This window comes from Streptomyces sp. NPDC055189, assembly GCF_053606765.1.
On the sequence record NZ_JBSGSG010000002.1, the window covers coordinates 313,068 to 336,914 of the forward strand.

General features: G+C 69.5%; 20 protein-coding genes and 2 tRNA genes. 15 read left to right on the top strand and 7 right to left on the bottom strand.

Going from position 1 to position 23,847, the window contains the following annotated elements:
* Positions 1-152: 152 nt before the first annotated feature.
* From ACWFR3_RS03155 to ACWFR3_RS03205, 11 genes are all read left to right on the top strand, one after another.
* The gene (locus ACWFR3_RS03155) at positions 153-1,877 is read left to right on the top strand and encodes an aldehyde dehydrogenase family protein (RefSeq protein WP_453732769.1); all 1,725 of its coding nucleotides are present in this window, start codon (positions 153-155) and stop codon (positions 1,875-1,877) included.
* On the top strand, positions 1,865-3,001 hold the full coding sequence (locus tag ACWFR3_RS03160) for an acyl-CoA dehydrogenase (RefSeq protein ID WP_453732770.1): 1,137 nt from the start codon (positions 1,865-1,867) through the stop codon (positions 2,999-3,001). Before ACWFR3_RS03155 ends, ACWFR3_RS03160 begins: the two co-directional genes overlap by 13 nt.
* An 8-nt stretch (positions 3,002-3,009) precedes the next feature.
* Entirely contained in the window at positions 3,010-4,323 is a 1,314-nt protein-coding gene (locus tag ACWFR3_RS03165; RefSeq protein ID WP_453732771.1) for an aspartate aminotransferase family protein, read from the top strand.
* Positions 4,310-4,828, top strand: a complete 519-nt coding sequence (locus ACWFR3_RS03170) for a type II toxin-antitoxin system RatA family toxin (protein ID WP_453732772.1) — start codon at positions 4,310-4,312, stop codon at positions 4,826-4,828. Before ACWFR3_RS03165 ends, ACWFR3_RS03170 begins: the two co-directional genes overlap by 14 nt.
* Positions 4,828-5,322: a hypothetical protein gene (locus ACWFR3_RS03175; RefSeq protein ID WP_453732773.1), complete on the top strand. Its 495-nt coding sequence runs from the start codon at positions 4,828-4,830 to the stop codon at positions 5,320-5,322. The genes ACWFR3_RS03170 and ACWFR3_RS03175 overlap by 1 nt, the downstream gene beginning before the upstream one ends.
* A complete protein-coding gene (locus ACWFR3_RS03180; RefSeq protein WP_453732774.1) occupies positions 5,313-5,945 on the top strand; it encodes a flavin reductase family protein in 633 nt (210 codons plus the stop codon). The genes ACWFR3_RS03175 and ACWFR3_RS03180 overlap by 10 nt, the downstream gene beginning before the upstream one ends.
* Entirely contained in the window at positions 5,942-6,919 is a 978-nt protein-coding gene (locus tag ACWFR3_RS03185) for a VlmB-like protein (protein WP_453732775.1), read from the top strand. Before ACWFR3_RS03180 ends, ACWFR3_RS03185 begins: the two co-directional genes overlap by 4 nt.
* The gene (locus ACWFR3_RS03190) at positions 6,916-7,947 is read left to right on the top strand and encodes a fatty acid desaturase family protein (protein ID WP_453732776.1); all 1,032 of its coding nucleotides are present in this window, start codon (positions 6,916-6,918) and stop codon (positions 7,945-7,947) included. The genes ACWFR3_RS03185 and ACWFR3_RS03190 overlap by 4 nt, the downstream gene beginning before the upstream one ends.
* Entirely contained in the window at positions 7,944-8,945 is a 1,002-nt protein-coding gene (locus tag ACWFR3_RS03195) for a beta-ketoacyl-ACP synthase III (RefSeq protein ID WP_453732777.1), read from the top strand. The genes ACWFR3_RS03190 and ACWFR3_RS03195 overlap by 4 nt, the downstream gene beginning before the upstream one ends.
* 64 nt (positions 8,946-9,009) lie before the next feature.
* The gene (locus tag ACWFR3_RS03200; RefSeq protein ID WP_453732778.1) at positions 9,010-9,249 is read left to right on the top strand and encodes a phosphopantetheine-binding protein; all 240 of its coding nucleotides are present in this window, start codon (positions 9,010-9,012) and stop codon (positions 9,247-9,249) included.
* Positions 9,246-10,484: a beta-ketoacyl-[acyl-carrier-protein] synthase family protein gene (locus tag ACWFR3_RS03205; protein ID WP_453732779.1), complete on the top strand. Its 1,239-nt coding sequence runs from the start codon at positions 9,246-9,248 to the stop codon at positions 10,482-10,484. Before ACWFR3_RS03200 ends, ACWFR3_RS03205 begins: the two co-directional genes overlap by 4 nt.
* An 87-nt stretch (positions 10,485-10,571) precedes the next feature.
* On the opposite strand, the gene ACWFR3_RS03210 is transcribed toward ACWFR3_RS03205, so the two are convergent.
* The 7 genes from ACWFR3_RS03210 to sucC all read right to left on the bottom strand — a co-directional run bounded on the left by ACWFR3_RS03210 (position 10,572) and on the right by sucC (position 17,054).
* Positions 10,572-11,708 (bottom strand): ferritin-like domain-containing protein, encoded by a 1,137-nt coding sequence (locus tag ACWFR3_RS03210; protein WP_453732780.1) that lies wholly within the window; start codon positions 11,706-11,708, stop codon positions 10,572-10,574.
* 43 nt (positions 11,709-11,751) lie between these two features.
* Entirely contained in the window at positions 11,752-12,699 is a 948-nt protein-coding gene (locus tag ACWFR3_RS03215) for a diacylglycerol/lipid kinase family protein (protein WP_453732781.1), read from the bottom strand.
* A 42-nt stretch (positions 12,700-12,741) separates the two neighbouring features.
* Positions 12,742-12,832, bottom strand: a tRNA-Gly gene (locus ACWFR3_RS03220).
* A gap of 195 nt (positions 12,833-13,027) precedes the next feature.
* Positions 13,028-13,115, bottom strand: a tRNA-Leu gene (locus ACWFR3_RS03225).
* Positions 13,116-13,321: 206 nt separating this feature from the next.
* The gene (locus ACWFR3_RS03230) at positions 13,322-14,890 is read right to left on the bottom strand and encodes an aldehyde dehydrogenase family protein (protein ID WP_453732782.1); all 1,569 of its coding nucleotides are present in this window, start codon (positions 14,888-14,890) and stop codon (positions 13,322-13,324) included.
* A gap of 134 nt (positions 14,891-15,024) precedes the next feature.
* Complete coding sequence (gene sucD / locus ACWFR3_RS03235; RefSeq protein WP_453732783.1) at positions 15,025-15,903, bottom strand: succinate--CoA ligase subunit alpha; 879 nt, start codon at positions 15,901-15,903, stop codon at positions 15,025-15,027.
* Between the two features lie 11 nt (positions 15,904-15,914).
* Entirely contained in the window at positions 15,915-17,054 is a 1,140-nt protein-coding gene (gene sucC, locus ACWFR3_RS03240; protein WP_453732784.1) for an ADP-forming succinate--CoA ligase subunit beta, read from the bottom strand.
* Between the two features lie 166 nt (positions 17,055-17,220).
* Between sucC and ACWFR3_RS03245 the strand changes: the two genes are divergently transcribed.
* From ACWFR3_RS03245 to ACWFR3_RS03260, 4 genes are all read left to right on the top strand, one after another.
* Positions 17,221-18,915 carry a thiamine pyrophosphate-binding protein gene (locus ACWFR3_RS03245; protein ID WP_453732785.1) on the top strand — a complete coding sequence of 565 codons (1,695 nt, stop codon included), beginning with the start codon at positions 17,221-17,223 and terminating at the stop codon, positions 18,913-18,915.
* A gap of 12 nt (positions 18,916-18,927) precedes the next feature.
* Complete coding sequence (gene frc / locus ACWFR3_RS03250; protein WP_453732786.1) at positions 18,928-20,160, top strand: formyl-CoA transferase; 1,233 nt, start codon at positions 18,928-18,930, stop codon at positions 20,158-20,160.
* Between the two features lie 3 nt (positions 20,161-20,163).
* Positions 20,164-22,308, top strand: a complete 2,145-nt coding sequence (locus ACWFR3_RS03255; protein ID WP_453732787.1) for an acetate--CoA ligase family protein — start codon at positions 20,164-20,166, stop codon at positions 22,306-22,308.
* Between the two features lie 125 nt (positions 22,309-22,433).
* Positions 22,434-23,822 (top strand): OFA family MFS transporter, encoded by a 1,389-nt coding sequence (locus tag ACWFR3_RS03260; protein ID WP_453732788.1) that lies wholly within the window; start codon positions 22,434-22,436, stop codon positions 23,820-23,822.
* The last annotated feature ends 25 nt before the right edge of the window (positions 23,823-23,847 follow it).

Below are 23,847 nucleotides of genomic sequence, written 5' to 3' on the forward strand. Positions count from 1 at the left end.
CCAAAGCATCGTGCAATGTGCCCTGAGCTCGCCGAATTCACCTGAAGACAACATGTCAGTGGATTTTCAGCAGGCTTTCAGCCGGCGCTGTAATGATCGCCGACGTGACCCGCACCGGCCGTCCGAATCCGGTTCGCCCCGAAGGAGTGAGCGTGGGAAGTACGCATGTGACCCGAGCGAATTCACGACGCCGGTTCCAGGACGGCGCGCGTCAGGTTCCCCCGCGCCCGCGTTCCTATCAGTCCTACGTCAACGGACAACAGATACCCGGCGACGACTGGGTCTACGTACTCGACGCGGATTCCCTCCTGGACGACGTATTCGCGAGCCTCACCCTCAAGCGGAAACTGGAACAGGGACGCATCGCTCCGGACGATCTGCCGGCGACCGTCGTCGGCCGGGTCGTCAAGGCCGACCGCGCCACCGTGGAGCGGGCCGTCGAGGCCGCGGCCGGCGCGGCCCCCGCATGGGGCGCCGTCCACCCGCGCGTCCGTATCGAAACCGTGGGGCGGCTCCTGCACGCGCGCCTCGCCGAACACGCCGAGGACATAGCCGCGATCCTGGTCGAGGAGGGGCACCCGCTGGCGCTGGCCCGGTGGCAGGTGTCCGGCATGCTGGAGTGCTTCGGCCCGGAGTCGATCAGCTTCTACCGCTCCCAGATGCTCCAGGAGTTCCACCGCGACGAGCGCCGCCTCCAGGTGCGTCGGCAGCCCGACGGCGTGGTCTGCCTCAACCCCCCGCAGAACGCGCCCCTGTCCAGCGCCCTCCTCGGCGTGACGGCCCTCATGGGCGGCAACGCGCTGGTGGTGCGGGCCCCGCGCAGCGCGCCGCTCGGCGTCATGTACGTCATGCAGGAGATCGTGGCACCCGTCCTGACGCAGGTCGGCGCCCCGCCCGGCACCCTGAACGTCGTCTGCGGCGATCCGGCGCCGATGCTGAACTGCTGGCTCGAGCATCCCGCGGTCGACGACATCATCTACTTCGGCAGCAGCGACAACGGCCGGAAGTTCGAGGCGCGCTGCATCGCCGCGGGCAAGAAGCCGATCCTGGAACTGGCCGGGAACGACGTCGTCGTCGTGTGGAAGGACGCCGACATCGCGCTGGCGGCCGAGGCACTGACGGAGAGCTTCTACGGCTCCGGGCAGCTGTGCATGATCCCCAACCAGGTGCTCGTGCACCCCGCCGTGGCGGACGCGCTCGTGGAGTCCCTGGTCCAGCAGATCGGCCACATCCGTCCGGGCCACCCGTGGGAACCCGACGTGCTGCTGACCCCCGTACTGCGCAACGAGAAGTTCTTCAGCTGCCTTCAGGACGCCCGCGCCAAGGGCGCCGACGTGGTCTGCGGCGGTCACGCCATGCAACTCGACGAGACCCGCGACCCGAGCGGCATCTTCCTCGAACCGACCGTGATCAAGGTGCGCGGCGTCGAGGGAGCGCGCGAACTGGAAGCCGTACGGCACGAGACGTTCTTCCCGCTGCTGCCGCTGATCGTCGCCGAGCCGGGTACGGACGCCGCGTTGACGGAGGAGTTCATCGGATTCGTGAACTCCAACCACTACGGACTGCGCAACTCACTGTGGGCCAGGGACCCCGGGGTCATCGACGAGTTCGTCGCGCGCGTCCGCACCGGCGGCCTGTTCAAGGTGAACGACTCGCACATCGGCTTCCTGCCCTATCTGCCCACGCACGGCGGGACCGGGCTCACCGGCGGCGTCTTCGGCGAGGCCAACTACCCCATCCTGCGGACCTCGCACCTCCAGGGAGTGAGCATCAGCCCGGGATCCCGGCCCAGGGACGCGGTCTTCGGCGCCTGGCAGAACCTGAACGCGCACAAGGACCTGAACGCGCACAAGGAGACGACCTCATGCGCTCGATGAACACCGCCCGACGCGTCTGCGAGGAGTTCCTGCCCGGATTGCTGGGCGAGCTCGAAAAGGTCCCGCTGGCCGAACTGGAGCAGCCGGGCAGCCCGGCCATCGAACTCTTCCGCGCACACGCGGGCCCCGGCCTCGTCATCCCCGAAACCTACTCGGGCAGCGGCGCCACACCCCTGGAGGCCGTGGCCGTCACCCGCGCCCTGGCCGCGGCGGCCCCGTCCCTCGCGGTGGCCACCACCATGCACCACTTCTCCGTGGCCACGCTGTTCTCGCTCGCCGACAGCCTGCAGAGCGGCGGAGTGGAGTGGGCGCTGCTCGAAGGGATCGTCGAGCAGCGGCTCCTGGTCGCCTCCGGATTCGCCGAAGGGCGTCCCGGCCGCGGCATACTCAGCCCCACGGTCGAGGCCAGGCCGACGGAGAAGGGCTACCACGTCAGCGGCTCGAAGAAGCCCTGCAGCCTCTCGCACTCCATGGACCTGCTCACCGCCAGCGCCGCCCTGCCGAATACGGACGGCACGAGCGACATGGCGGTGCTTCTCGTGCCGCGGCAGGCGGAAGGACTGACCGTGGAGCCGTTCTGGTCGAGCTGGGCGCTGGCCGGGGCCGAGAGCGACGAGGTGCGGCTCAAGGACGTCTTCGTCGATGAACAGCAGGTGATGCGCACGGAGCTCGGCGACGCGGGCGAACTGGACGAGCTTCAGACGGTCGGCCTCATCTGGTTCGAACTCCTCATCACCGCCTCGTACGTCGGAGTGGCGGGCGCACTGGTCGAGCGCGTCCTCGACGCCGGGCGCGGCACGCACACCGAACGGGCCGAACTGCTCGCCCGCTACGAGACGGCGACGCTCCTCACCGAGGGCACGGCTCGCATGATCATGGACGGGGCGGTGGGCAACGAGGGACTCGGCCGGGCCCTGGTCGCCCGGTACGGGGCGCAGGACGCGATCCGCGAAGCCGTGGCACGCGCCGTGGAGCTGCTCGGCGGGATGGCCTTCATCGGCTCGGGCGACATCGCCTATCTCGCCGCCGCCTCGCACGCCCTGTCCTTCCACCCGCCCTCGCGCTCCAGCTTCGCCGAACCCTTCCTCGATCACGTCGACGGCCAACCGCTGCGGCTGGCTTGAGGAGCGTCATGAGCACTGGCACGACTGCCCGCACCCCCGGCCGGGACGACATCGGCCGTGAACACATCGGCCGGCTCTACCGCACCCGCCTGAGCAGGGGCCGCGCCACCCTCGGCGAGCTGCTCGGCGGCGAGATCGAGACGGAGTCACAAGGCGCCTGGGTGACCACCGCGACCGGCCGACGGCTGCTCAACTGCAGCGGCTACGGCGTCCTCCTCATGGGCGCGCGGCACCCCACCGTCGTACGCCACGTAGAGGAACAGCTGCACCGCAACCCGGTGGCCACCCGCGTCCTGCTCGAACCCCGCACGGCCCTGGCCGCCGACGCCCTGGTGGCCAAGGCCCCCGCGGGACTCGACCGGGTGCACTTCGCCTGCTCGGGCGCGGAAGCCGTGGAGACCGCCATCAAGATCGCGCGCACCCGGGGCAAGGACAAGCTGATCGCGACCCGCGGCGGCTACCACGGCAAGACCATGGGCGCGCTCAGTCTCACCGGCAAGGACCTGTTCCAAGAGCCCTTCCGTCCGCTGCTCCCCGACACGGCCCATGTGCCCTACGGCGACGCCAAGGCGCTGGCCGAGCGGCTCAAGGCGGCAGCGGGCCGCGCCTGCGTGGTGATCGAGCCGGTCCAGGGCGAGGCGGGCGTGATCGTCCCGCCGGACGGCTACCTGCGGACGGTCCAGACGCTCTGCCGCGCCCACGACGCGCTCTTCGTCCTGGACGAGATCCAGACCGGCCTCGGCCGCCTCGGCTCCTGGTGGGGCGCGGACGAGGAACGGCTGAGCCCGGACATGCTCCTCACCGGCAAGGGCCTGGGCGGCGGCATCATGCCCGTCTCGGCGGTCATCGCCACCCCGGAAGTTTTCGGCGCCCTCGACAGGGACCCGTATCTGCACACCTCGACCTTCTCCGGCATGCCCCTGGCGATGGCCGCCGTGCGCGGCGCGCTCGAAGCCATCGAGGAGGAGAACCTGGTGACCCGCGCCCGCGAGCTGGGCGCCGAACTGCTCGACGGCATCCGCCGGATCGCCACGGAGCAACTCGGCGGTCTCGTACGGGAGGTGCGGGGCCGGGGGCTGCTCCTGGGCGTCGAGTTCGCCGAGGCGGGAGTCGCCGGTGACCTCCTGGTCGAACTGATCAGGGAGGGCGTGGTGGCGAACCACTCGCTCAACTCCCACCTGGTCCTGCGCTTCACCCCGCCCGCGATTCTCAGCCCCTCGGAGGTGCGATTCCTCCTTGCGGCGTTCGAACGGGCCTGCCGCGTGCAGGCGGCCCGCCATGTCCCGACCCATGAAGGTGGCGCCGCCCATGCGCAGCGTTGACGTGACCATCGGTGTACCCGGCATCGCCGCGGAAGCGGTGTACGACCGGGTGAAGGAATTCGCCCGCTACCCCGAACTCGCAGAGGTGGTCCGCTCGGTCACCGTGCACGACATCAGCGAGGCTCAGGAGACGAGCTCCTGGGAGGTGTACTTCCGCAACGGCATCCTGCGCTGGACCGAGGCCGACCGCTTCGACAGGACCGCGCTCACCATCGCCTTCGTCCAACTCGACGGCGACTTCGAGGTGTTCAAGGGCACGTGGCACATCATCGACACGGAGAACGAGGTACGGGTCGTCTTCCGCGCGGAGTTCGACTTCGGCATCCCCAGCCTCGCGGGAATCCTGGAACCGGTCGCCGAGCGTGTCATCAAGGAGACGATCGCCCGCGTGGTGCTCGGCCTGTTCGCCTCGGGCCGGGTGGTGGGTGACGAAGCCCTCGCCCACGCTGTCGCCGACGTATCCGCCGGTCCGACGGCGCCCGTCTCCCCCGCGCGGGTCGCCTGATGGACGCCAAGAACCTCTTCATGACACCGGTGACCGCGCGGCTCGTCCGGGCCGAGTACGGGCTCGGACTCGTCGTCGCCCTCGTCCTCTTCTTCACGCACCTCGGACAGGTGCACTGGCCGACCGCCCTGGCTCTGTTCGTCTACATCGACCTGATCGGCTACCTGCCGGGTGCCGTTCAGTACCGGCGCCACAAGGGACAGCTCCACAAGGGCTATTACGTCGCCTACAACGTCATGCACTCCCTGGTCACCCAGGGCCTGCTGACCATCGGCTGGATCTGGCTGTGGGGCTTCGAATGGGCGTTGCTGGCCCTGCCCGTCCATCTCTTCGGCGACAGGGCGCTCTTCGGCAACTATCTGAAGCCGTTCGGTCTGCACTTCGAGCCCGAAACGCACCGGGCGTACCGCCGCTTCCGCAGCGAATACGAGGCGGCGAGCACGGCGTCCGCCGGACGCGACCCCGCGAACCCGGGCCGGCTGCCATGGCCCTAGCCACCCGACGCACACGCCCGCCGGGCGGGGCACCGGGCGACACGGCGGTGGTCACCGCCATGCGCCACTTCGTCGCCGGGGTGACGGTGCTCACCTGCGGGGTGGGCGACGCGGCCCAGGGCGTGACGGTCAGCACGTTCAGCACCGTGCCGGGCGATCCCCCGATGGCCTGCGTGGCGCTGCGCCGCGGCAGCCGCGGGCTGCGTGCCCTGGCGAACTGCCCGGTCTTCGTCGCCAACGGTCTCGCGGCGGCGCAGGCACCGCTGGCCCGGCACTTCGCCCGGCGGAGCCGGCCCTGCGGGCTTGCGCAGTTGCCGCCGGAGGCGTGGCTTGGCGATCCGGGCGAGGGTGTCCCGCGGCTCAGCGGCGCGGTGGCGTGGCTGGAGTGCAGGCCGGAACTCACCGTCCCGCTCAGCGATCACGAGCTGGTCGTCGCGGAGGTCGTCTCGGCGTTCCACACGGGCGGCACCCCGCTGGTCGCGTTCGCCTACGACCTGCGGTCCGGGCCCGCGGCTTCCGAGAGCTCGGCTTCCGGCACCGCGGCTTCCGGCACCCGGGCTTCCGGCGCCTCGGCTTCCGGCACCCGGGCTTCCGGCACCTCCACGGAAAGGGATTCCTCATGACGACACCAGCCACGACCGCGCCCGCGAGCATCCCCGCCGAGGCGGACCCCGACAAGGCCCCCTCGCTCCTGGACGGCGCGGAGAGCCTCGAACTCACCCCGGCCATCTGCGATCTGCGGTACTGGCTGGGTGCCGTACCGCACGGCACGTTGCGCGACGGCATCCTCGGTCACGCGGCGAACGTGCGCCCCCTGGACGTGGTCAGGGAGCCCGGTCCGCTCAACAGCGCGCTCACGCAGGAGCTCGCCTACCGCTCGATCGCCGAGGAGAAGGCCACCCGGGCCATCGGCTACATGACGGCTCTCGCGCCCGACAACGACAGCATGGAGTTCTACGCCACCCAGCTGATCGACGAGGCCCGGCACGCGATGGTGTTCCGCAGCCACTTGCTCGAACTGGGCGTATCCCAGCAGGAGTTATCCGACACGGTGGCCCGCCTCGCGGCCACCGACAGGGAGCAGATCCTCGTCCCCCTGGAGAACCTGGGGCTGCGGGTGCTGCGCGACGAGCGCGACTTCATCGGCGGCGTACTGGTCCTCACGGTCCTCGTCGAAGGCGTGCTGGCGCCCGCCGCCGAGCTCAGTGAGCGCAAGTGGCGGGTCTTCGACCCGGCGGCCGCCGACATCGAGCGGGGCGCCGCGATCGACGAGATCCGGCATCTGACGGTCGGCAGCGCCATCGTCCGCGATCACCTGCGCGCGAACCCGCACGACAAGAAACGCCTCCTGGACCTGATCCGGGAGGGCTACGCCCTGTGGGCCGAGCTGCCGACCACGGAGCAGCTGACCCGCCGCGAAGAGCTCTTCCAGCAAGGCATCGAGCGGCACGGAGACCTCCTGGGCGACTACGAGATCTGGCCCGGCCGCCGCCTCTCGGACACCACCGCGCGGGAGCGCCTCGAAACCGGACAGGACTGGGCCGCGCGCCTGCAGCGGACCCGACTCGCCCACATGGGCCTGGAGGAAGCGATATGACCGCCAATCTGCAGGAGCTCACCCAACTGGTGCGCCGCGAGGGCCTCCTGGACTCCCAGCCGGTTTACTACACGTTCAAGATCGCGACGAATCTGCTGCTCCTCGCCGCGGGCTGGACCCTGTTCGCGCTGCTCGGTGACACCTGGTGGCAGCTGGCCGTGGCGGCGTTCCTCGCGATCTGCTTCGGCCAGACCGACCTCATCGGACACGACGCGGGGCACCGGCAGATCTTCCGTACGCGACGGCCCGGCGACCTGATCGGATACACGCACGGCAATCTGCTCACGGGCGTGAGCTTCGGCTGGTGGGTCGGTCACCACACCAAGCACCACAACTACCCCAACCACCTCTCGCTCGACCCGGACATCCTCCGCCGCCAGGTGATCTTCGACGCCAAGGACCGGACGAAACGCACCGGGCCCGTCGGCCGGTACATCGTGCGGCACCAGGCATGGATGTTCTACGTGCTGATCCTGATGGAAGGCCTGCGCCTGCACCTGTCCGGCTACGTGGCGGCGCGCAAGGGAGTGCTCAAGCGCTACGTGGCTCTCGACCTCGGCCTGCTGACACTGCATCTGGCGGCATACCTGACCGCGGTGTTCACGGTTCTCTCGCCGGGTACAGCCGTCGCCTTCCTCGTCGTCCACCAGGCCCTCTTCGGCTTCTACATGGGCGTGATGTTCGCGCCCAACCACAAGGGGCTTCCCGTGCGCGACGGCGACGACGAACCGCTGGACTGGCTCACGCGGCAGGTGATCACCTCGCGCAACCTGGCGCCTGGCCGGCTCACGGACTTCTTCTTCGGCGGGCTCAACTACCAGATCGAGCACCACCTGTTCCCGTCCATGCCCCGCAGGAATCTGCGCCGCGCCCAGCCGCTGGTCAAGGACTACCTCGTGCGGGGCGGGCTCCCGTACGCCGAGGAGCGGCTGCTGCGGTCCTACCTCAGCGTGGCCGACCATCTCGGCGAGGTCAGCCGGGAGGTGGCCGTGCTTGAGCGCGGCGCGGCGGTCCGGGGAACCCGGTGAGCGGCGCCGCCGCGGTGCTGTGCGGCCTCGGCACATGGCTGCCGCCGCACGCCGTCACCAATGACGACCTGGCACGAGAACTGGACACATCCGACGAGTGGATCCGCAGCCGTACGGGCATCGGGACGCGCTACATCGCCGCCCCGTCCACGGCCACATCGGACCTCGCGGTGGAGGCGGGCCGGCGTGCGCTGAAGTCCGCGGAGACCGATTCCGTGGACGCCGTCGTGCTGGCCACCACCACGCCGGACCACCCCTGCCCGGCCACCGCGCCCCTGGTGGCCGCCCAGCTCGGCCTCGGAACCGTGCCCGCCTTCGACGTGGGCGCGGTCTGCACCGGGTTCCTCTACGCCCTGGCCACCGGCGCCGGACTGATCGCCACGGGCACGGCGGGCCGCGTACTCGTCATCGGCGCGGACATGTACTCGCGGATCCTGGACCCGGCCGACCGCTCGACCCGTGCCATCTTCGGGGACGGCGCCGGTGCGGTGGTGCTGCGATCCGGCGGCGCCGACGAACCCGGCGCGCTCGGCCCGCCGGTGCTCGGCAGCGACGGCACCGGCAGCGATCTCATCACCGTCCGCTCGGGCGGCTCACGCGAACCACTGCACTCGATCGCTCCTCACGCTGACCCGTACTTCCGGATGGCGGGCAGGGCCGTCTTCCGCAACGCCGTCGAGCGCATGGCCGATGCCTCGCTGACCGCGGCGCGGCGGACCGGCTGGGAGGTGGACGACATCGACCGGCTCGTCGCGCACCAGGCCAACCTGCGCATCCTGCAAGCGGTCGCGGACCGGATGCGGCTGCCGCTCAATCGGTGCCCGGTCCACCTCGACCAGGTCGGCAACACCGCGGCCGCCTCCATCCCGCTGGCCCTCTCGCACGCCGCAGCGACGGGCCGCCTGTCTCCGGGACACCGCACCCTGCTCACGGCATTCGGCGGTGGCCTCACCTGGGGCGCCTGCACCCTCCGCTGGCCCGCACTCACTCCCATGTGAGCCCGACTACCGCTCCCCCATGCTCATTTGCCCACCCGTACTCACCACCATCGAGGAGCACGACATGACCAGCACATACGACCGTCTCGTAGGCCTGCTGACCAAGGGATTCGGCGTCGAGGCCGACGAAGTCGCACCGGAGAACACCTTCGAGGACCTGGAACTGGACTCGCTGGCGCTCGTGGAGCTGACCCTGGCGGCGCAGGAGGAGTTCGGCATCACCCTGACCGACGACGACCTCAACGCCAAGAACACCATGACCGAGGCGACCGGGGTACTCGAAGCCAAGGCCGCCGTCCGATGACAGCGGCCGATGGCCGGTACGACGCGGCGGTCACGGGCATCGGCATGGTGACCCCCGCGGGCCCGGGCACCGCCGCGTCCTGGGACCGCATCAAGTCCGCGGACGGCACGGCCGCGGGGCGGGTGCCCGCGCTCTCCGGTATCCCCGCCGACATCGGCTGCCGGGTACCCGACTTCGACCCGGCCGCCGCGGTCGGCAAGCGCAAGGCCTGGCGCATGGACCGCAGCAGCCAGTTCGCCGTCGCGGCGGCGGCCGAAGCGCTCGCGGACGCGGGCCTCGACCCGGCGGCCCTGGACGGCGCACGGGTGGGAGTGGTGCTCGGCAGCGGCATCGGCGGGGCTTCGACCTGGGAGAAGCAGCACAACGTCCTGCTCGAACAGGGGTCGCGGAAGGTGTCCGCACTGCTGATCCCGATGCTCGCGGTCAACATGTCGGCGGGCTATGTCGCCATGGAGTTCGGTGCCCGCGGACCCAACTTCGTGACGGCCACGGCCTGCGCGTCGGGCACGACGGCCGTGGGCGCGGCGCGTGAACTGCTGCGGGGCGGGCACTGCGACGTGGTCATCACGGGCGGCACCGAGGCCTGCCTCATCCCCTCGATCATCTCCGGCTTCCAGCAGATGGGCGCGCTCTCCGGGCGCCGCGACGAGCCCACGGCGGCCTCACGCCCGTTCGACGCCGACCGCGACGGCTTCGTGCCCGCCGAGGGCGCCGCCGTCCTGATTCTGGAACGCCCGGAGAGCGCACGCGCCCGCGGAGCGCGCGTACGGGCCCACATCAGCGGATACGGGGCTTCGGCCGACGCCCACAACGCCACCGCGCCCGAACCATCAGGCGCCGGGGCTGAGTTGGCACTGCGGGCGGCGCTCAAGGACGCCGGGGTCGATCCGCGATCGGTGGACCATGTCAACGCGCACGGCACATCGACCCCCCTCAACGACCTGATGGAGGCCCGCCTGATCCGCCGGGTGCTCGGCGACCGGCCGGCCGTGACCTCGGTGAAGGGCGTCACGGGCCACTCGCTGGGCGCCTCGGGTGCCATCGAGGCGGCCGTCGCGGCCCTCACGGTGCAGCAGGGGCTCATCCCGCCCACCGCGAACCTGGAAAGCCAGGACCCGGAGATCGACCTGGATGTCGTCGCCAAGGAGGCACGCTCCGCCGACGTGGAGGTCGCCGTCAGCCACTCCTTCGGATTCGGCGGCCAGAACGCCGTGCTGGTGCTGACCCGCCCCTGAGCCGCCCGAGCCGTACGAGCAGCGGACTGTGCCGGTCCCGATGAGCGGGTCCGGCACAGTCCGTCGCGGTCCGCGTCTTGATCCGAGCTATCCGCCGGTGTCGACGTCGGTGTCGGCGAACTGCCCCTCGGTGATTGCTAGATGGACTTCATCCTGCCGCTCCCGGAGTTCGCGGCGCTCGGCGTCCAGCGCCTCCGCCTGCGCCTCGTCCGCTTCCATGAGCTTGAGCAGGTCACGGTCCGCCATCTCAAGGACGCCCATGTCGGCGTATGCCTGCCGGACCCTTGGCCCCCACAGCCCTATGTCCTTCACACAGGGCACGATCCGGGTGAAGAGCCGTGACCGGAAGGCCCGCATACGAGAGCCCCGGTTCATGTACTCCATGCACTCCTTCATGTCGAAGCCGAGCGTCTCCCACACTTCCTGCATGCCCAGCCGGTCACGCATCAGGTAGCAGCCCTCGACGATGAAGTCCTCCCGCTCCGCGATCTCCTGACGGGTCAACTCCTTGTAGTAGTCCCGCAGCGCCAGGCGCCCGAAGGCCACGTGCCGTGCCTCGTCCTGCATGATGTAGGAGAGGATCTGCTTGGGCAGCGGCTTGTCCGTCCTGTCGCGCAGAATGCCGAACGCCGCGAGTGCGAGGCCCTCGATCAGCACCTGCATCCCGAGGTACGGCATGTCCCAGCGGGAGTCGTTCAGTGCGTCCCCGAGCAGTGATTTCAGATGCGGGCTGATCGGATAGCTCATGCCGATCTTGTCGTGCACGAAGCGCGTGAACAGCTCCGCGTGCCGCGCCTCGTCCATGACCTGGGTCGCCGCGTAGAACTTGGAGTCGATGTCCGGCACCGATTCGACGATCCGGGCGGAGCAGATCATCGCGCCCTGCTCGCCGTGCAGGAACTGGCTGAACTCCCAGGCGGCCATGTGCCGTCGCAACTCCCGCTTCTCCCGCTGGTTCAGCAGGGAGTACTGCCGGGACCCGTACAGGGCGAGGGCTTTCTCCGGCGTGCCGAGGACGTCGTACGGATCCACTTCCAGGGACCAGTCGATCCGCTTCGTACTGTCCCACTGCTTGTCCTTGCCCTTTTGGTAGAGGCTCAGCAAGCGCTCCCGATCCGTGTCGTACTGCCAGGTGAACGTGTTCCGCCCCCGCATCGGGAACGACCAGGAGGCGCTGGTGTCCGTCTGCCGGTCGTTCTGCCGGTCGCCGGCGGTTCCGCTCATGAGCACTCCCCTTACGTGGGACGAATGGTGATCCTGCGTACGGTCACGGAGGTCCGGTCGGGCCGGTCGGGGACAGCACCGGCAGCACTGCCGGGAGGACGTCCAGCGCATAGCGGGTGCGCCCGCGCTGGACCTCGCCGTCCCACTCGAAGGCCAGGGCGGCGCCGTCGGTGCGCTCGATCTCGATGCGGCGACCGCGCCGGTAGAGCACCTCGGGCCGTTCGAGATGCCGGCCGTCGCGGGTAAGACCGGGAAGCTCCCGGGGATCGAGGCCGCCGGTGACCACGCAGACGTCGAGCAGACCGTCGTCCAGGACCGAGCGGGGCAGCAGGAGGAACCCGCCGCCCCGGTAGCGGCCCCCGCCGACGTTGGCGAGGATCACGCTGCCGTCGTGGATCACCTCGCCCTCGACGACGACCTTGGCCGGGTGCGGTGCGAAGTCGCGCAGGGTGGCGGCGACGGCCTCCTGGTAGCGGGCACGGCCCGTGAGCCGCGTGAGCCCCGCTGCCGTGTCCAGCGCCTCGGCGACGAGGCCGGAGCAGGCGCCCAGCAGAACCGTGTCCCGCGTCTCCTCCACGCGCGCCAGATCCAGCATCCGGATGCGCGGCCGCGCCCCGCCGAGGGCGGTGGCGAGCGACTCGCGCCAGGGGCGGTCCTGCCAGATCTCCTTGTAGAAGGAGTTGCCCGTGCCCGCGGGAACGCAGAGCAGGGCCGGGCCGACGAGTCGCGGGTCGGCCTCCACGGCCGCCACGATGCCGCCCGCCACCTCGCTCGCGGTGCCGTCTCCGCCGAGCGCGAGCACGGCGTCCGCGCCGTCCCGCGTGGCTTTCACGGCGAGCGTCCGGGCGTGCCCCGGGTAGGCGGTGCGGACCACGCTCACCCCTCCGACGAGCGCCCGGGCCGCCTCGGCGACGTCCGCGACCGGAATCGAAGCCGCACCCCCTGCCCGACCGTTCGCCACGATCACTGCGGTGCGTGCCCAGGGGCTCATGCGGTGCTCCCTTCGCTGGGAGTGTGCTGCTGCCGTGGCGGGCGGAGAGAGCAGGATTTGAACCTGCGCGGGGCGTGCACCCCTGACCGGAAACGGGCACCGGCCCCCATTGGGCCGCTATGGGTATCTCCCCTCGCCGGCCGTCACGGCCCGCGGTTCGCGGGTCCGCGGTCGACGACCGACGTAAAGACGATGGCACCCTCGGCTTAAAAACCGCTGAAACGACCGTCTCAGTCCGACGGCCGCCCGTGACGCCACTGCCGCCCGGGGACCGATGCGCCCGGAAATGCAAAAAACCCCTGATGAACAGGGGTTTCAGCTGACCAACTGGTGTCCGAGGGGGGACTTGAACCCCCACGCCCGATAAAGGGCACTAGCACCTCAAGCTAGCGCGTCTGCCATTCCGCCACCCGGACTAGGTGTTTGCCGTTCGCGGGGTGTTCCCCGCGGCGACATGGACAACAATACCAAGCTTTCGGAGTGCCTTTCACCTGCATATCCGCACGCCGCCGGGCCGATGCCCGGCGACCCTCGCCGAGACATCCGGAGTCTGACAACGAGCGAGCGGACGACTACCGAGCGTGCGATGCGGATGCCGGGAGCACCCGCACCGCACGCAGGGTCACGCCATCAGGTGGTAACTCGGGAAGTTGCCCGGCGGCCGTTCCGGCGCCGGGCCGTGTGTGACCGCCCGTACCAGCAGCTCGCCTCCGACGAACGCGCCGCGCCAGGACGCGCCGAACCCGCCGAACAGCTCCTCCCTGTCACCGCGCGAGCGGGGCTTCCCGTGCCCCGTCTTGAAGGCACGGATCTGCGGCGCGAGACGTTCGTACGTCGCGGTGTCGTCGGTCGACAGCGTGGCGACCAGCGCTCCGTTCGACGCGTTCATGGCAGCGAGCAGCTCCGCCTCCGTGTCGACCAGGACGATGGTGTCGACCGGGCCGAACGGCTCCGCGTGGTGCAGCGGCGAGGACGGGGGCGGATTGAGGAGCGTGACGGGGTGGACGTACGCGTCCGTGTCCTGACCCGGCAGGAAGCGGTCCGCGGCCGGGGCGCCGCGGTACAGCGGCACGGCGCCGCGGTCGATCGCCTCCGTCACCTGGTCGCCGAGCTCCTTGGCCTTGGCCGCGTTGATCAGCGGGCCGAAGTCCAGCTGCGGGAACGGGTCTTCGGCGTGCTCGACCGCCAGGGGGTGGCCGACGCGGAGGGTGCGCACGGCCGGGAGGTAGGCGGCGAGGAACTCGTCGAAGAGTCCGCGCTGGACGACGAACCGCGGATACGCGGTGCAGCGCTGCTTGCCGTAGTCGAAGAGCTTGGGGACGACGGCGCTGAGCGCGTCCCAGTCGCTGTAGTTCCAGATGCCCCAGGTGTTGAGTCCTTCCTGTTCCAGGATGTGCCGCTTGCCGAGGTCGGCGACGGCCGTGGCGACGGCGGCGCCCGTGTCACGTCCGCCTACGAAGGAGACGCAGCCGATCTCGGGGGCGCGGACCAGCGCTTCGGACAGTTCGCCCCCGCTGCCGCTGACGAGGGTGACGGGAATTCCTTCGCGCGCGGCCAGGGCGCACGCGAGGGTCAGACAGGCGACGCCGCCGTCGGTCGGGGTCTTGGCGATGACTGCGTTGCCCGCGAGTGCCTGTACCAACACTGCGTGAACGAGCACGCTCATCGGGTAGTTCCAGCTCGCGATGTTGGACACCGGGCCGTCCAGCGGGGTGCGGCCCTCGATCATCGGCTCGATGCCGTCGACGTACCAGCGCACTCCGTCGATGGCCCGGTCGACGTCGGCCTGCGCCAGCCGCCAGGGTTTACCGATCTCCCAGACGAGGAGAAGGGCGAGCAGTTCGCGGTGTTCGGTGAGGGCGTCGAGGGTGGCGGCTACGCGGGCACGCCGTTCGTCGAGCGGGACGTGGCGCCAGGCGCGGTGCTGGTCGAGCGAGGCGCGTACGGCCTGGTGGGCGGTGGCGGCGTCCAGGCGGGGCGGGCCCGCGATGGGGCTGCCGTCGACGGGGGACGTGGCGGGCAGGGCCCTGCCGTCCGCCTGCCAGGTGCCGTTCCAGAGGTTCAGGACGCGGTCTTCGCGGAAGGCCTCTGGCGCGACGGCGAGGCAGCGGCGCCAGGCGTCGGCCCAGGCCGTGCCGGCTTTGAGGACGCGGGGGGTGGTGAGGGTGGAATTGGTGAGGGTGGGTGCCATTCGGGGTTCTCCGCTCACGGTGCACAAGTCGGGGCGGGAGGTGCATGGCTCGCGCGGGTGCCGCTCGGTTCGCGGTCCCGGCGTGTGTGCTGGGGGACGCTAGTGCAGTCAGGGCCTGTCACCTATGAGTGACATCACGCCCCTAGCTGGTTGAGAACGAGTTGTGCCGTTTCCGTCGGCGTGGCGCCGACCCGTACCCCGGCGGCTTCCAGCGCCTCCTGTTTGGCGCGCGCGGTGCCGGAGGAGCCGGAGACGATGGCTCCCGCGTGGCCCATGGTCTTGCCCTCGGGTGCGGTGAAGCCGGCGATGTAGGCGACGACCGGTTTGGTGACCGCCCGTTGGATGTAGGCGGCGGCGCGTTCCTCCGCGTCGCCGCCGATCTCGCCGATGAGGACGATCAGTTCGGTGTCGGGGTCGTCCTCGAAGGCGGCGAGGCAGTCGATGTGCGTGGTGCCGATGACGGGGTCGCCGCCGATGCCGACGCAGGTGGAGAAGCCGATGTCGCGCAGCTCGTACATGAGTTGGTAGGTGAGTGTGCCGGACTTCGACACCAGGCCGACGCGGCCGGGTTTGGTGATGTCGGCGGGGATGATGCCCGCGTTGGCCTGCCCCGGCGTGATCAGTCCCGGGCAGTTGGGTCCGATGACACGGGTGCCGCGCTCCTTGGCGTACGCGCGGAAGGCGACGGCGTCGTGCACGGGGATGCCCTCCGTGATGACCACGGCGAGGCCGATCCCGGCGTCGGCGGCCTCGGTGACCGCCGCCTTGGAGAAGGCGGGCGGCACGAAGACCACGGTGACGTCGGCGCCCGTCGCCTCGATGCCGTCGCGGACGGAGCCGAAGACGGGCACGGCGCGGTCGTCGAAGTCGACGGTGCGTCCGGCCTTGCGGGGGTTGACTCCGCCGACGACGTTCGTGCCCGCGGCGAGCATGCGGCGGGTGTGTTTCATGCCCTCGGCGCCGGTCATGCCCTGGACGAGGACCTTGCTCTCCTTGGTGAGGTAGATCGCCATGTCCCGGCTCCTTAGGCTGCGTTGGTGTGTCCGGCGAGTTCGGCAGCGCGGCGTGCGGCGCCGTCCATGGTGGTGGCCTGCTGGACGAGCGGATGGGCGCGCGCGTCGAGGATGGCGCGGCCCCGGACGGCGTTGTTGCCGTCGAGGCGGACGACGACCGGTTTGGTCAACTGGACCGATTCCAGGGCCTGGACGATGCCGTCGGCGACGGCGTCGCACGCGGTGATGCCGCCGAAGACGTTGACGAAGACGGATTTGACGGCGGGGTCGGAGAGGATGACGGAGAGGCCGTCGGACATGACCAGGGCCGAGGCGCCGCCTCCGATGTCGAGGAAGTTCGCGGGGCGCGCCCCGCAGCCCGCGACCACGTCGAGGGTGGACATGACGAGGCCCGCGCCGTTGCCGATGACACCGACCTCGCCGTCGAGCTTCACGTAGTTCAGACCCTTGGAGGCGGCTGCCGACTCCAGTGGGTCGGCGTGCTCGGTGTCGTCCGCGCCCCAGCGTGCCTGGCGAAAGCGGGCGTTGTCGTCCAGGGTGACCTTGCCGTCGAGGGCGAGGATCTCTCCCCCGGCGGTGCGGACGAGGGGGTTCACCTCCACGAGGAGCGCGTCCTCGCGGATCAGTACCTGCCACAGCTTGACCAGTACGTCGGCGGTGGCTTCGGGTAGTCCCGCCGCGGCGGCAATCTCCGCCGCCTTCGCTTCGTCCACTCCTGCCGCCGGATCGATCTCCACGCGCGCGACGGCCTCCGGGCGGCTCGCCGCCACCTCCTCGATCTCCATGCCGCCTTCCGCCGACGCGATCGCGAGGAAGCGTCCCGCCGCGCGGTCCAGTACGTACGAGACGTAGAACTCGCTGTCGATCGCCACGGGTTGGGCCAGCATCACCTTGTGCACGGTGTGGCCCTTGATGTCCATGCCGAGGATCTGGCGTGCCGTGATCTCTGCCGCTGCCGGGTCCGCTGCGACCTTCACACCGCCCGCCTTGCCACGTCCACCGGTCTTCACTTGCGCCTTGACTACGACGCGGCCGCCCAGGCGCTCGGCACCCGCGCGTGCCTCCTTCGCCGTGTCGGCGACCTCCGCCTGCGGCACCAAGATGCCGTATTCCTCGAAGAGTTCCCTTGCCTGGTGCTCGAACAGGTCCATTCCGGCTCCTCACCTAAAAGTGACGCACGCCCCCTGGACACCACCCACCGGATGCGGGATAACAAGCTTCATACAGTATTCGTCGACTGTATGCAATCTACCGCGAGAGCACCTACGAGCAGCGTGTGAGCGCTCCAACTCCCCTACGAAGGGACAGGACTTCGCCATGCCCGACGGCAGCAGCGACACGAACCAAACCCACATCTCCGGTGGGCATCTGGTCGCCAAGGCACTCAAGGCAGAGGGTGTGGAGGTCATCTACACCTTGTGCGGCGGCCACATCATCGACATCTACGACGGCTGCGTCGACGAGGGGATCGATGTCGTCGACGTACGCCACGAGCAGGTCGCCGCCCACGCGGCCGACGGCTACGCGCGCCTCACCGGCAAACCGGGATGTGCCGTGGTGACGGCGGGACCGGGAACCACGGACGCCGTCACGGGCGTCGCCAACGCCTTCCGCGCGGAGTCCCCCATGCTGCTCATCGGCGGCCAGGGAGCGCACACCCAGCACAAGATGGGGTCGCTGCAGGACCTTCCGCACGTCGACATGATGACGCCCATCACCAAGTTCGCCGCGACCGTGCCGGACACGGCGCGCGCCGCTGACATGGTGTCGATGGCCTTCCGTGAGTGCTTCCACGGCGCTCCCGGGCCGTCCTTCCTGGAGATCCCGCGCGATGTGCTCGACGCCAAGGTGCCGGTGGACAAGGCCAGGGTGCCGCAGGCCGGGCAGTACCGCGCCTCCACCCGCTCGACGGGCGACCCCGAGGCCGTCGAGAAACTCGCCGACCTGCTCGTGCACGCCGAGAAGCCCGCGATCCTGCTCGGCAGCCAGGTGTGGACGACGCGGGGCACCGCGTCCGCCATCGAGCTCGTGCGGACCCTGAACGTGCCCGCCTACATGAACGGCGCGGGCCGCGGCACCCTGCCGCCCGGCGACCCGCACCACTTCCAGCTCTCGCGGCGGTACGCCTTCTCCAACGCCGACCTGATCGTCATCGTGGGGACGCCCTTCGACTTCCGTATGGGCTACGGGAAGCGGCTCTCCCCCGATGCCACGGTCGTACAGATCGACCTCGACTACCGCACCGTCGGCAAGAACAGGGACATCGACCTGGGCATCGTCGGTGACGCGGGGCTGATCCTGAAGTCCGTCACCGAGGCCGCGTCCGGCCGGCTCAACGGAGGCGCCTCCAAGCGCAAGGAGTGGCTCGACGAGCTGCGTGCCGCCGAACAGACGGCGATCGAGAAGCGGCTTCCGAACCTGAAGTCCGATGCCTCGCCCATCCACCCCTACCGCCTCGTCAGCGAAATCAACGACTTCCTTACCGAAGACTCGATCTACATCGGCGACGGCGGCGACATCGTCACCTTCTCGGGTCAGGTCGTGCAGCCCAAGTCGCCGGGCCACTGGATGGACCCCGGACCGCTCGGCACGCTCGGTGTCGGCATCCCCTTCGTGCTCGCCGCCAAGCAGGCGCGGCCCGACAAGGAGGTGGTGGCTCTCTTCGGAGACGGCGCCTTCTCGCTGACGGGGTGGGACTTCGAGACGCTCGTGCGCTACAACCTGCCGTTCGTCGGGATCGTCGGCAACAACTCCTCGATGAACCAGATCCGTTATGGCCAGAAGGCCAAGTACGGCGAGGAGCGCGAGCGCGTCGGCAACACCCTCGGCGACGTCCACTACGACAAGTTCGCCCAGATGCTCGGCGGCTACGGCGAAGAGGTCCGCGACCCCGCCGACATCGGCCCCGCGCTGCAACGGGCCCGCGAGTCGGGCAAGCCCTCGCTGATCAACGTATGGGTCGACCCGGACGCGTACGCCCCCGGAACCATGAACCAGACCATGTACAAGTGAGGAGCCCGCGCGATGACGACCAAGGCTCTTGAGGGCGTACGCGTCCTCGACATGACACACGTCCAGTCCGGGCCCTCCGCCACCCAGCTGCTCGCCTGGCTCGGTGCGGACGTGGTGAAGCTGGAGGCGCCCTCCGGAGACATCACGCGCAAGCAGCTGCGTGACCTCCCGGACGTCGACTCCCTCTACTTCACGATGCTCAACTGCAACAAGCGGAGCATCACCCTCAACACCAAGACCGAACGCGGCAAGGAGCTCCTGACCGAGCTGATCCGGCGCTCCGACGTCATGGTCGAGAACTTCGGGCCCGGCGCCGTGGACCGGATGGGCTTCACCTGGGAGTGCATCCAGGAGATCAACCCGCGCATCGTCTACGCCTCGATCAAGGGCTTCGGAGACGGCCCCTACACCAACTTCAAGGCCTACGAAGTGGTGGCACAGGCCATGGGCGGCTCCATGTCGACCACCGGCTTCGAGGACGGACCGCCGCTCGCCACGGGCGCCCAGATCGGCGACTCCGGGACCGGCATCCACGCCGTCGCCGGGATTCTCGCCGCCCTCTTCCAGCGGGAGAACACGGGGCGCGGACAGCGCGTGAACGTGGCCATGCAGCACGCGGTGCTCAACCTGTGCCGGGTCAAGCTGCGCGACCAGCAGCGCCTGGCGCACGGGCCGCTCGCCGAGTACCCGAACGACGACTTCGGGGACGAGGTGCCGCGCTCGGGCAACGCGAGCGGCGGCGGACAGCCGGGCTGGGCGGTCAAGTGCGCGCCCGGCGGCCCGAACGACTACGTGTACGTCATCGTGCAGCCCGTCGGCTGGCAGCCGCTCACCGAGCTCATCGGGCGTCCCGAGCTGGCGGACGACCCCGAGTGGGCCTCTCCGGAGGCGCGCCTTCCCAAGCTCGGCAAGATGTTCCAGCTGATCGAGGAGTGGTCATCCACGCTCCCCAAGTGGGAGGTCCTGGAGCGGCTCAACGCCCACAACATCCCGTGCGGCCCGATCCTCTCCACCAAGGAGATCATCGAGGACGCCTCGCTCGCCGCTAACGAGATGGTCGTCGAGGTCGCTCACCCGCAGCGCGGCTCCTTCACGACGGTGGGCTCCCCGCTGAAGCTGTCGGACTCCCCCGTGAACGTGGTCAGTTCACCGCTCCTCGGCGAGCACAACGCGGAGGTCTTCGTCGGTGAGCTCGGCCTCGGCGACGAGGAACTGCGGCTGCTCAAGTCGAACGGAGTGATCTGATTGATGGCCGAAGACCGAGCACTGAGGGTACGGACGCTCCTCGACACCGTGCGGGCCGGGGGACGGACCTCGCTGACGGCTCCGGAGGGCAAGATCCTCGCGGACGCGTACGGGATCGCCGTACCGGGCGAGGAGCTGGCGACGGACGTGGACGAGGCGGTGGCGCACGCGGCCCGCTTCGAAGGGCCCGTCGTCATGAAGATCGTCTCCCCCGACATCCTGCACAAGACCGACGCGGGCGGCGTCATGGTCGGGGTGGAGGGCGCCGCCGGCGTACGGACCGCCTTCTGCGAAATCGTCGCCAACGCGCGCGCGTACGCGCCACAGGCACGCATCGAGGGCGTACAGATACAGGAGCTGCTGCCCTCCGGCCAGGAAGTCATCGTCGGGGCGGTGACCGACCCGACGTTCGGGAAGGTCGTCGCCTTCGGACTCGGCGGCGTACTCGTCGAAGTCCTCAAGGACGTCACCTTCCGCCTCGCGCCGGTCGACGCGGACGAGGCCGCCTCGATGCTCGACTCGATCCGCGCCGCCGAGGTGCTGCGCGGTGTGCGGGGCGCGCCCGCGGTGGACCGGTGGGCCGTCGCCGAGCAGATCCGCCGGGTCTCGCAACTGGTGACCGACTTCCCGGAGATCGCCGAGGTGGACCTCAACCCGGTGATCGCCACTCCGGAGGGGGCCATCGCCGCGGACATCCGCGTCATCCTCTCCGAAGAAGCCGTGAAGCAGCGCCGTACGTACACGCGCGAGGAGATGCTCACGTCGATGCGGCGGTTGATGGAGCCCCGCTCGGTCGCCGTGATCGGCGCATCCAACGAACAGGGCAAGATCGGCAACTCGGTGATGCGCAACCTCATCGACGGCGGCTTCTCCGGCGAGATCCATCCGGTGAACCCCAAGGCCGATGACATCTTGGGCCGCAAGGCGTACAAGAGTGTCACGGACGTTCCCGGTGAGGTGGATGTGGCGGTCTTCGCGATCCCCGCAAAGTTCGTGGCGTCGGCCTTGGAGGAGGTGGGTCGCAAGGGCATCCCCAATGCCGTCCTGATCCCCTCCGGGTTCGCCGAAACCGGTGAACAGGCCCTCCAGGACGAGATCGTGGAGATCGGCGAGCGGCACGGAGTGCGGCTGCTCGGCCCGAACATCTACGGCTACTACTCGACGTGGCAGGACCTGTGCGCCACGTTCTGCACGCCGTACGACGTCAAGGGCGGGGTCGCGCTGACGAGTCAGTCCGGTGGCATCGGGATGGCCATCCTGGGTTTCGCGCGCACCACGAAGACGGGCGTTTCGGCGATCGTCGGGCTCGGCAACAAGTCCGACCTGGACGAGGACGACCTCCTCACGTGGTTCGGCGAGGATCCCCGCACCAAATGCATCGCGATGCACCTGGAGGACCTCAAGGACGGCCGGGCCTTCGTGGAGGCGGCGAAGGCGACCGTCCCGAAGAAGCCCGTCGTGGTCCTGAAGGCCGGACGTACGGCCGCCGGGGCGAAGGCCGCCGGATCGCACACGGGCGCGCTCGCGGGCGACGACGCCGTGTACGACGACATCCTCAGGCAGGCGGGTGTCATCAGGGCGCCGGGGCTCAACGAGATGCTGGAGTACGCGCGCGCGTTGCCGGTGCTTCCGACCCCGCAGGGCGACAACATCGTGATCATCACGGGGGCGGGCGGCTCCGGCGTACTGCTCTCCGACGCGGTGACCGACAACGGGCTGCACCTGATGGAGATCCCCGACGACCTCGACGCGTCCTTCCGGGCGTTCATCCCGCCCTTCGGAGCGGCGGGAAACCCCGTCGACATCACCGGGGGCGAGCCCCCGTCGACGTACGAGGCGACGATCCGGCTCGGCCTTGAGGACCCGCGCATCCACGCGCTCGTCCTGGGCTACTGGCACACCATCGTCACCCCTCCCATGGTCTTCGCCGAACTGACGGCCCGCGTGATCGCGGAGTTCCGCGAGCGCGGCATCGAGAAGCCCGTCGTGGCATCCCTGGCGGGCGACGTCGAGGTGGAGGAGGCCTGCCAGTACCTCTTCGAGCGCGGGGTCGTGGCGTATCCGTACACGACGGAGAAGCCGGTGGCCGCGCTCGGCGCGAAGTACCGGTGGGCCCGGGCGGCCGGCCTGTTGGGGGGCGGTCGATGAGGTGACCGGTGTTGGGGCCGGCCGGCGGTGCGCGTCGGCCGGGCCCGGGACCCGTGCGCACACGAAAGGAATTGGACAGGGGGCGCTGGCCAGGATCTTTTCGACGCAAGGGGTGCTGAACCGACATGACGACAACCGACATACACACACCCGTTCCCTACCGGGAGGTGACGGACGCGAACGGCCGGATGTACCGGGTCGGTGAGACCGACGTGGACATCATGGGCCGCAAGCGCAAATGGATGGTCATCCTGCCGTGGGTCGGCATGATGGGCATCAGCTCGGCCGAGTACGCGTTCGCGTCGGCCGAGGACACCCTGCGCCACGCGCATGCCTGGGGCGACACCGCCATCTTCTGGATGCTGGGGGTCTGGGTCTTCTTCCAGGCCGCGGTGGCCTTTCCGGCGGGAAAGCTCCGTGAGAGCGGCAAGCTTCCGGCGCGCTGGGCCATGATGTGCGGCGCGCTCGGCACACTGCTCGGATATCTGTCACTGGCGTTCGCGCCGCATGTCGTCGTCGCCTTCATCGGCTTCGGCATGTTCAGCGGTATGGGCGCCGGAATGGTGTACGCGACCTGCGTGAACATGGTCGGCAAGTGGTATCCCGAACGAAAGGGAGGAAAGACCGGATTCGTCAACGGCGGATTCGCCTACGGCTCGGTGCCGTTCGTGTTCATCTTCACCGGCTTCATGGACCTGACGAACTTCCGCTGGGTGCTCGTTTCCGTCGGCCTCTTCCTGGCGGCGATGGTCGCCGTGGCCGGCTACTTCTTCCGGGACCCGCCGAAGAACTGGTGGCCGGCCGACGTGGATCCGCTGCGGCCGCCGAACGACCCGCGGGCCAGGCGCGCGCTTGCGATGAACCCGCCCGCCGTGCGGCAGTACACGCCCAAGGAGGCGTGGCAGACCGGCCGGGTCGCACTGATGTGGTTCTGTCTACTGTGCACGTCGGGCGTGAACATCTTCGGCATCGCGTTCCAGGTGGACATCGGAAAGGAAGCCGGATTCGCCGGCGGAATCGTCGCCACGGCCATGTCCCTGAAGGCCATCGTCAACGGCACGGGCCGAGGTGTCATCGGCTGGCTATCGGACCTCTACGGACGCAAACGCTGCCTGATCTTCGTCTGCGTCATCCTCGGACTGTCGCAGTACGGAATTCTGTGGTCCGCGGACATCAAGAACCTCCCGCTCTTCCTCATCTTCTCCAGCATCTCCGGATTCGGCGGCGGCGCCATCTTCCCGATGTTCGCGGCGATGACCGCGGACTACTTCGGCGAGAACAACAACGCCTCCAACTACGGCCTGGTCTACAGCTCCAAGCTGGTCTCCGGGCTTCTCGGCTCCGGCATGGGCGCCATCGTGGTGAGCAACTGGGGCCACACCGGGGCCTTCACACTGGCCGGTTCCATTTCCCTGTTCGCCGGATTCGTCGCGCTCTTCCTCTCACCGCCCGGAAGGCCGAAGGACAAAGGCATCAAACCCAATCCACAACCCCTCGGCGAGGAGATGGCCTGACCACAGCTCCTGCCGCAATCAGCTC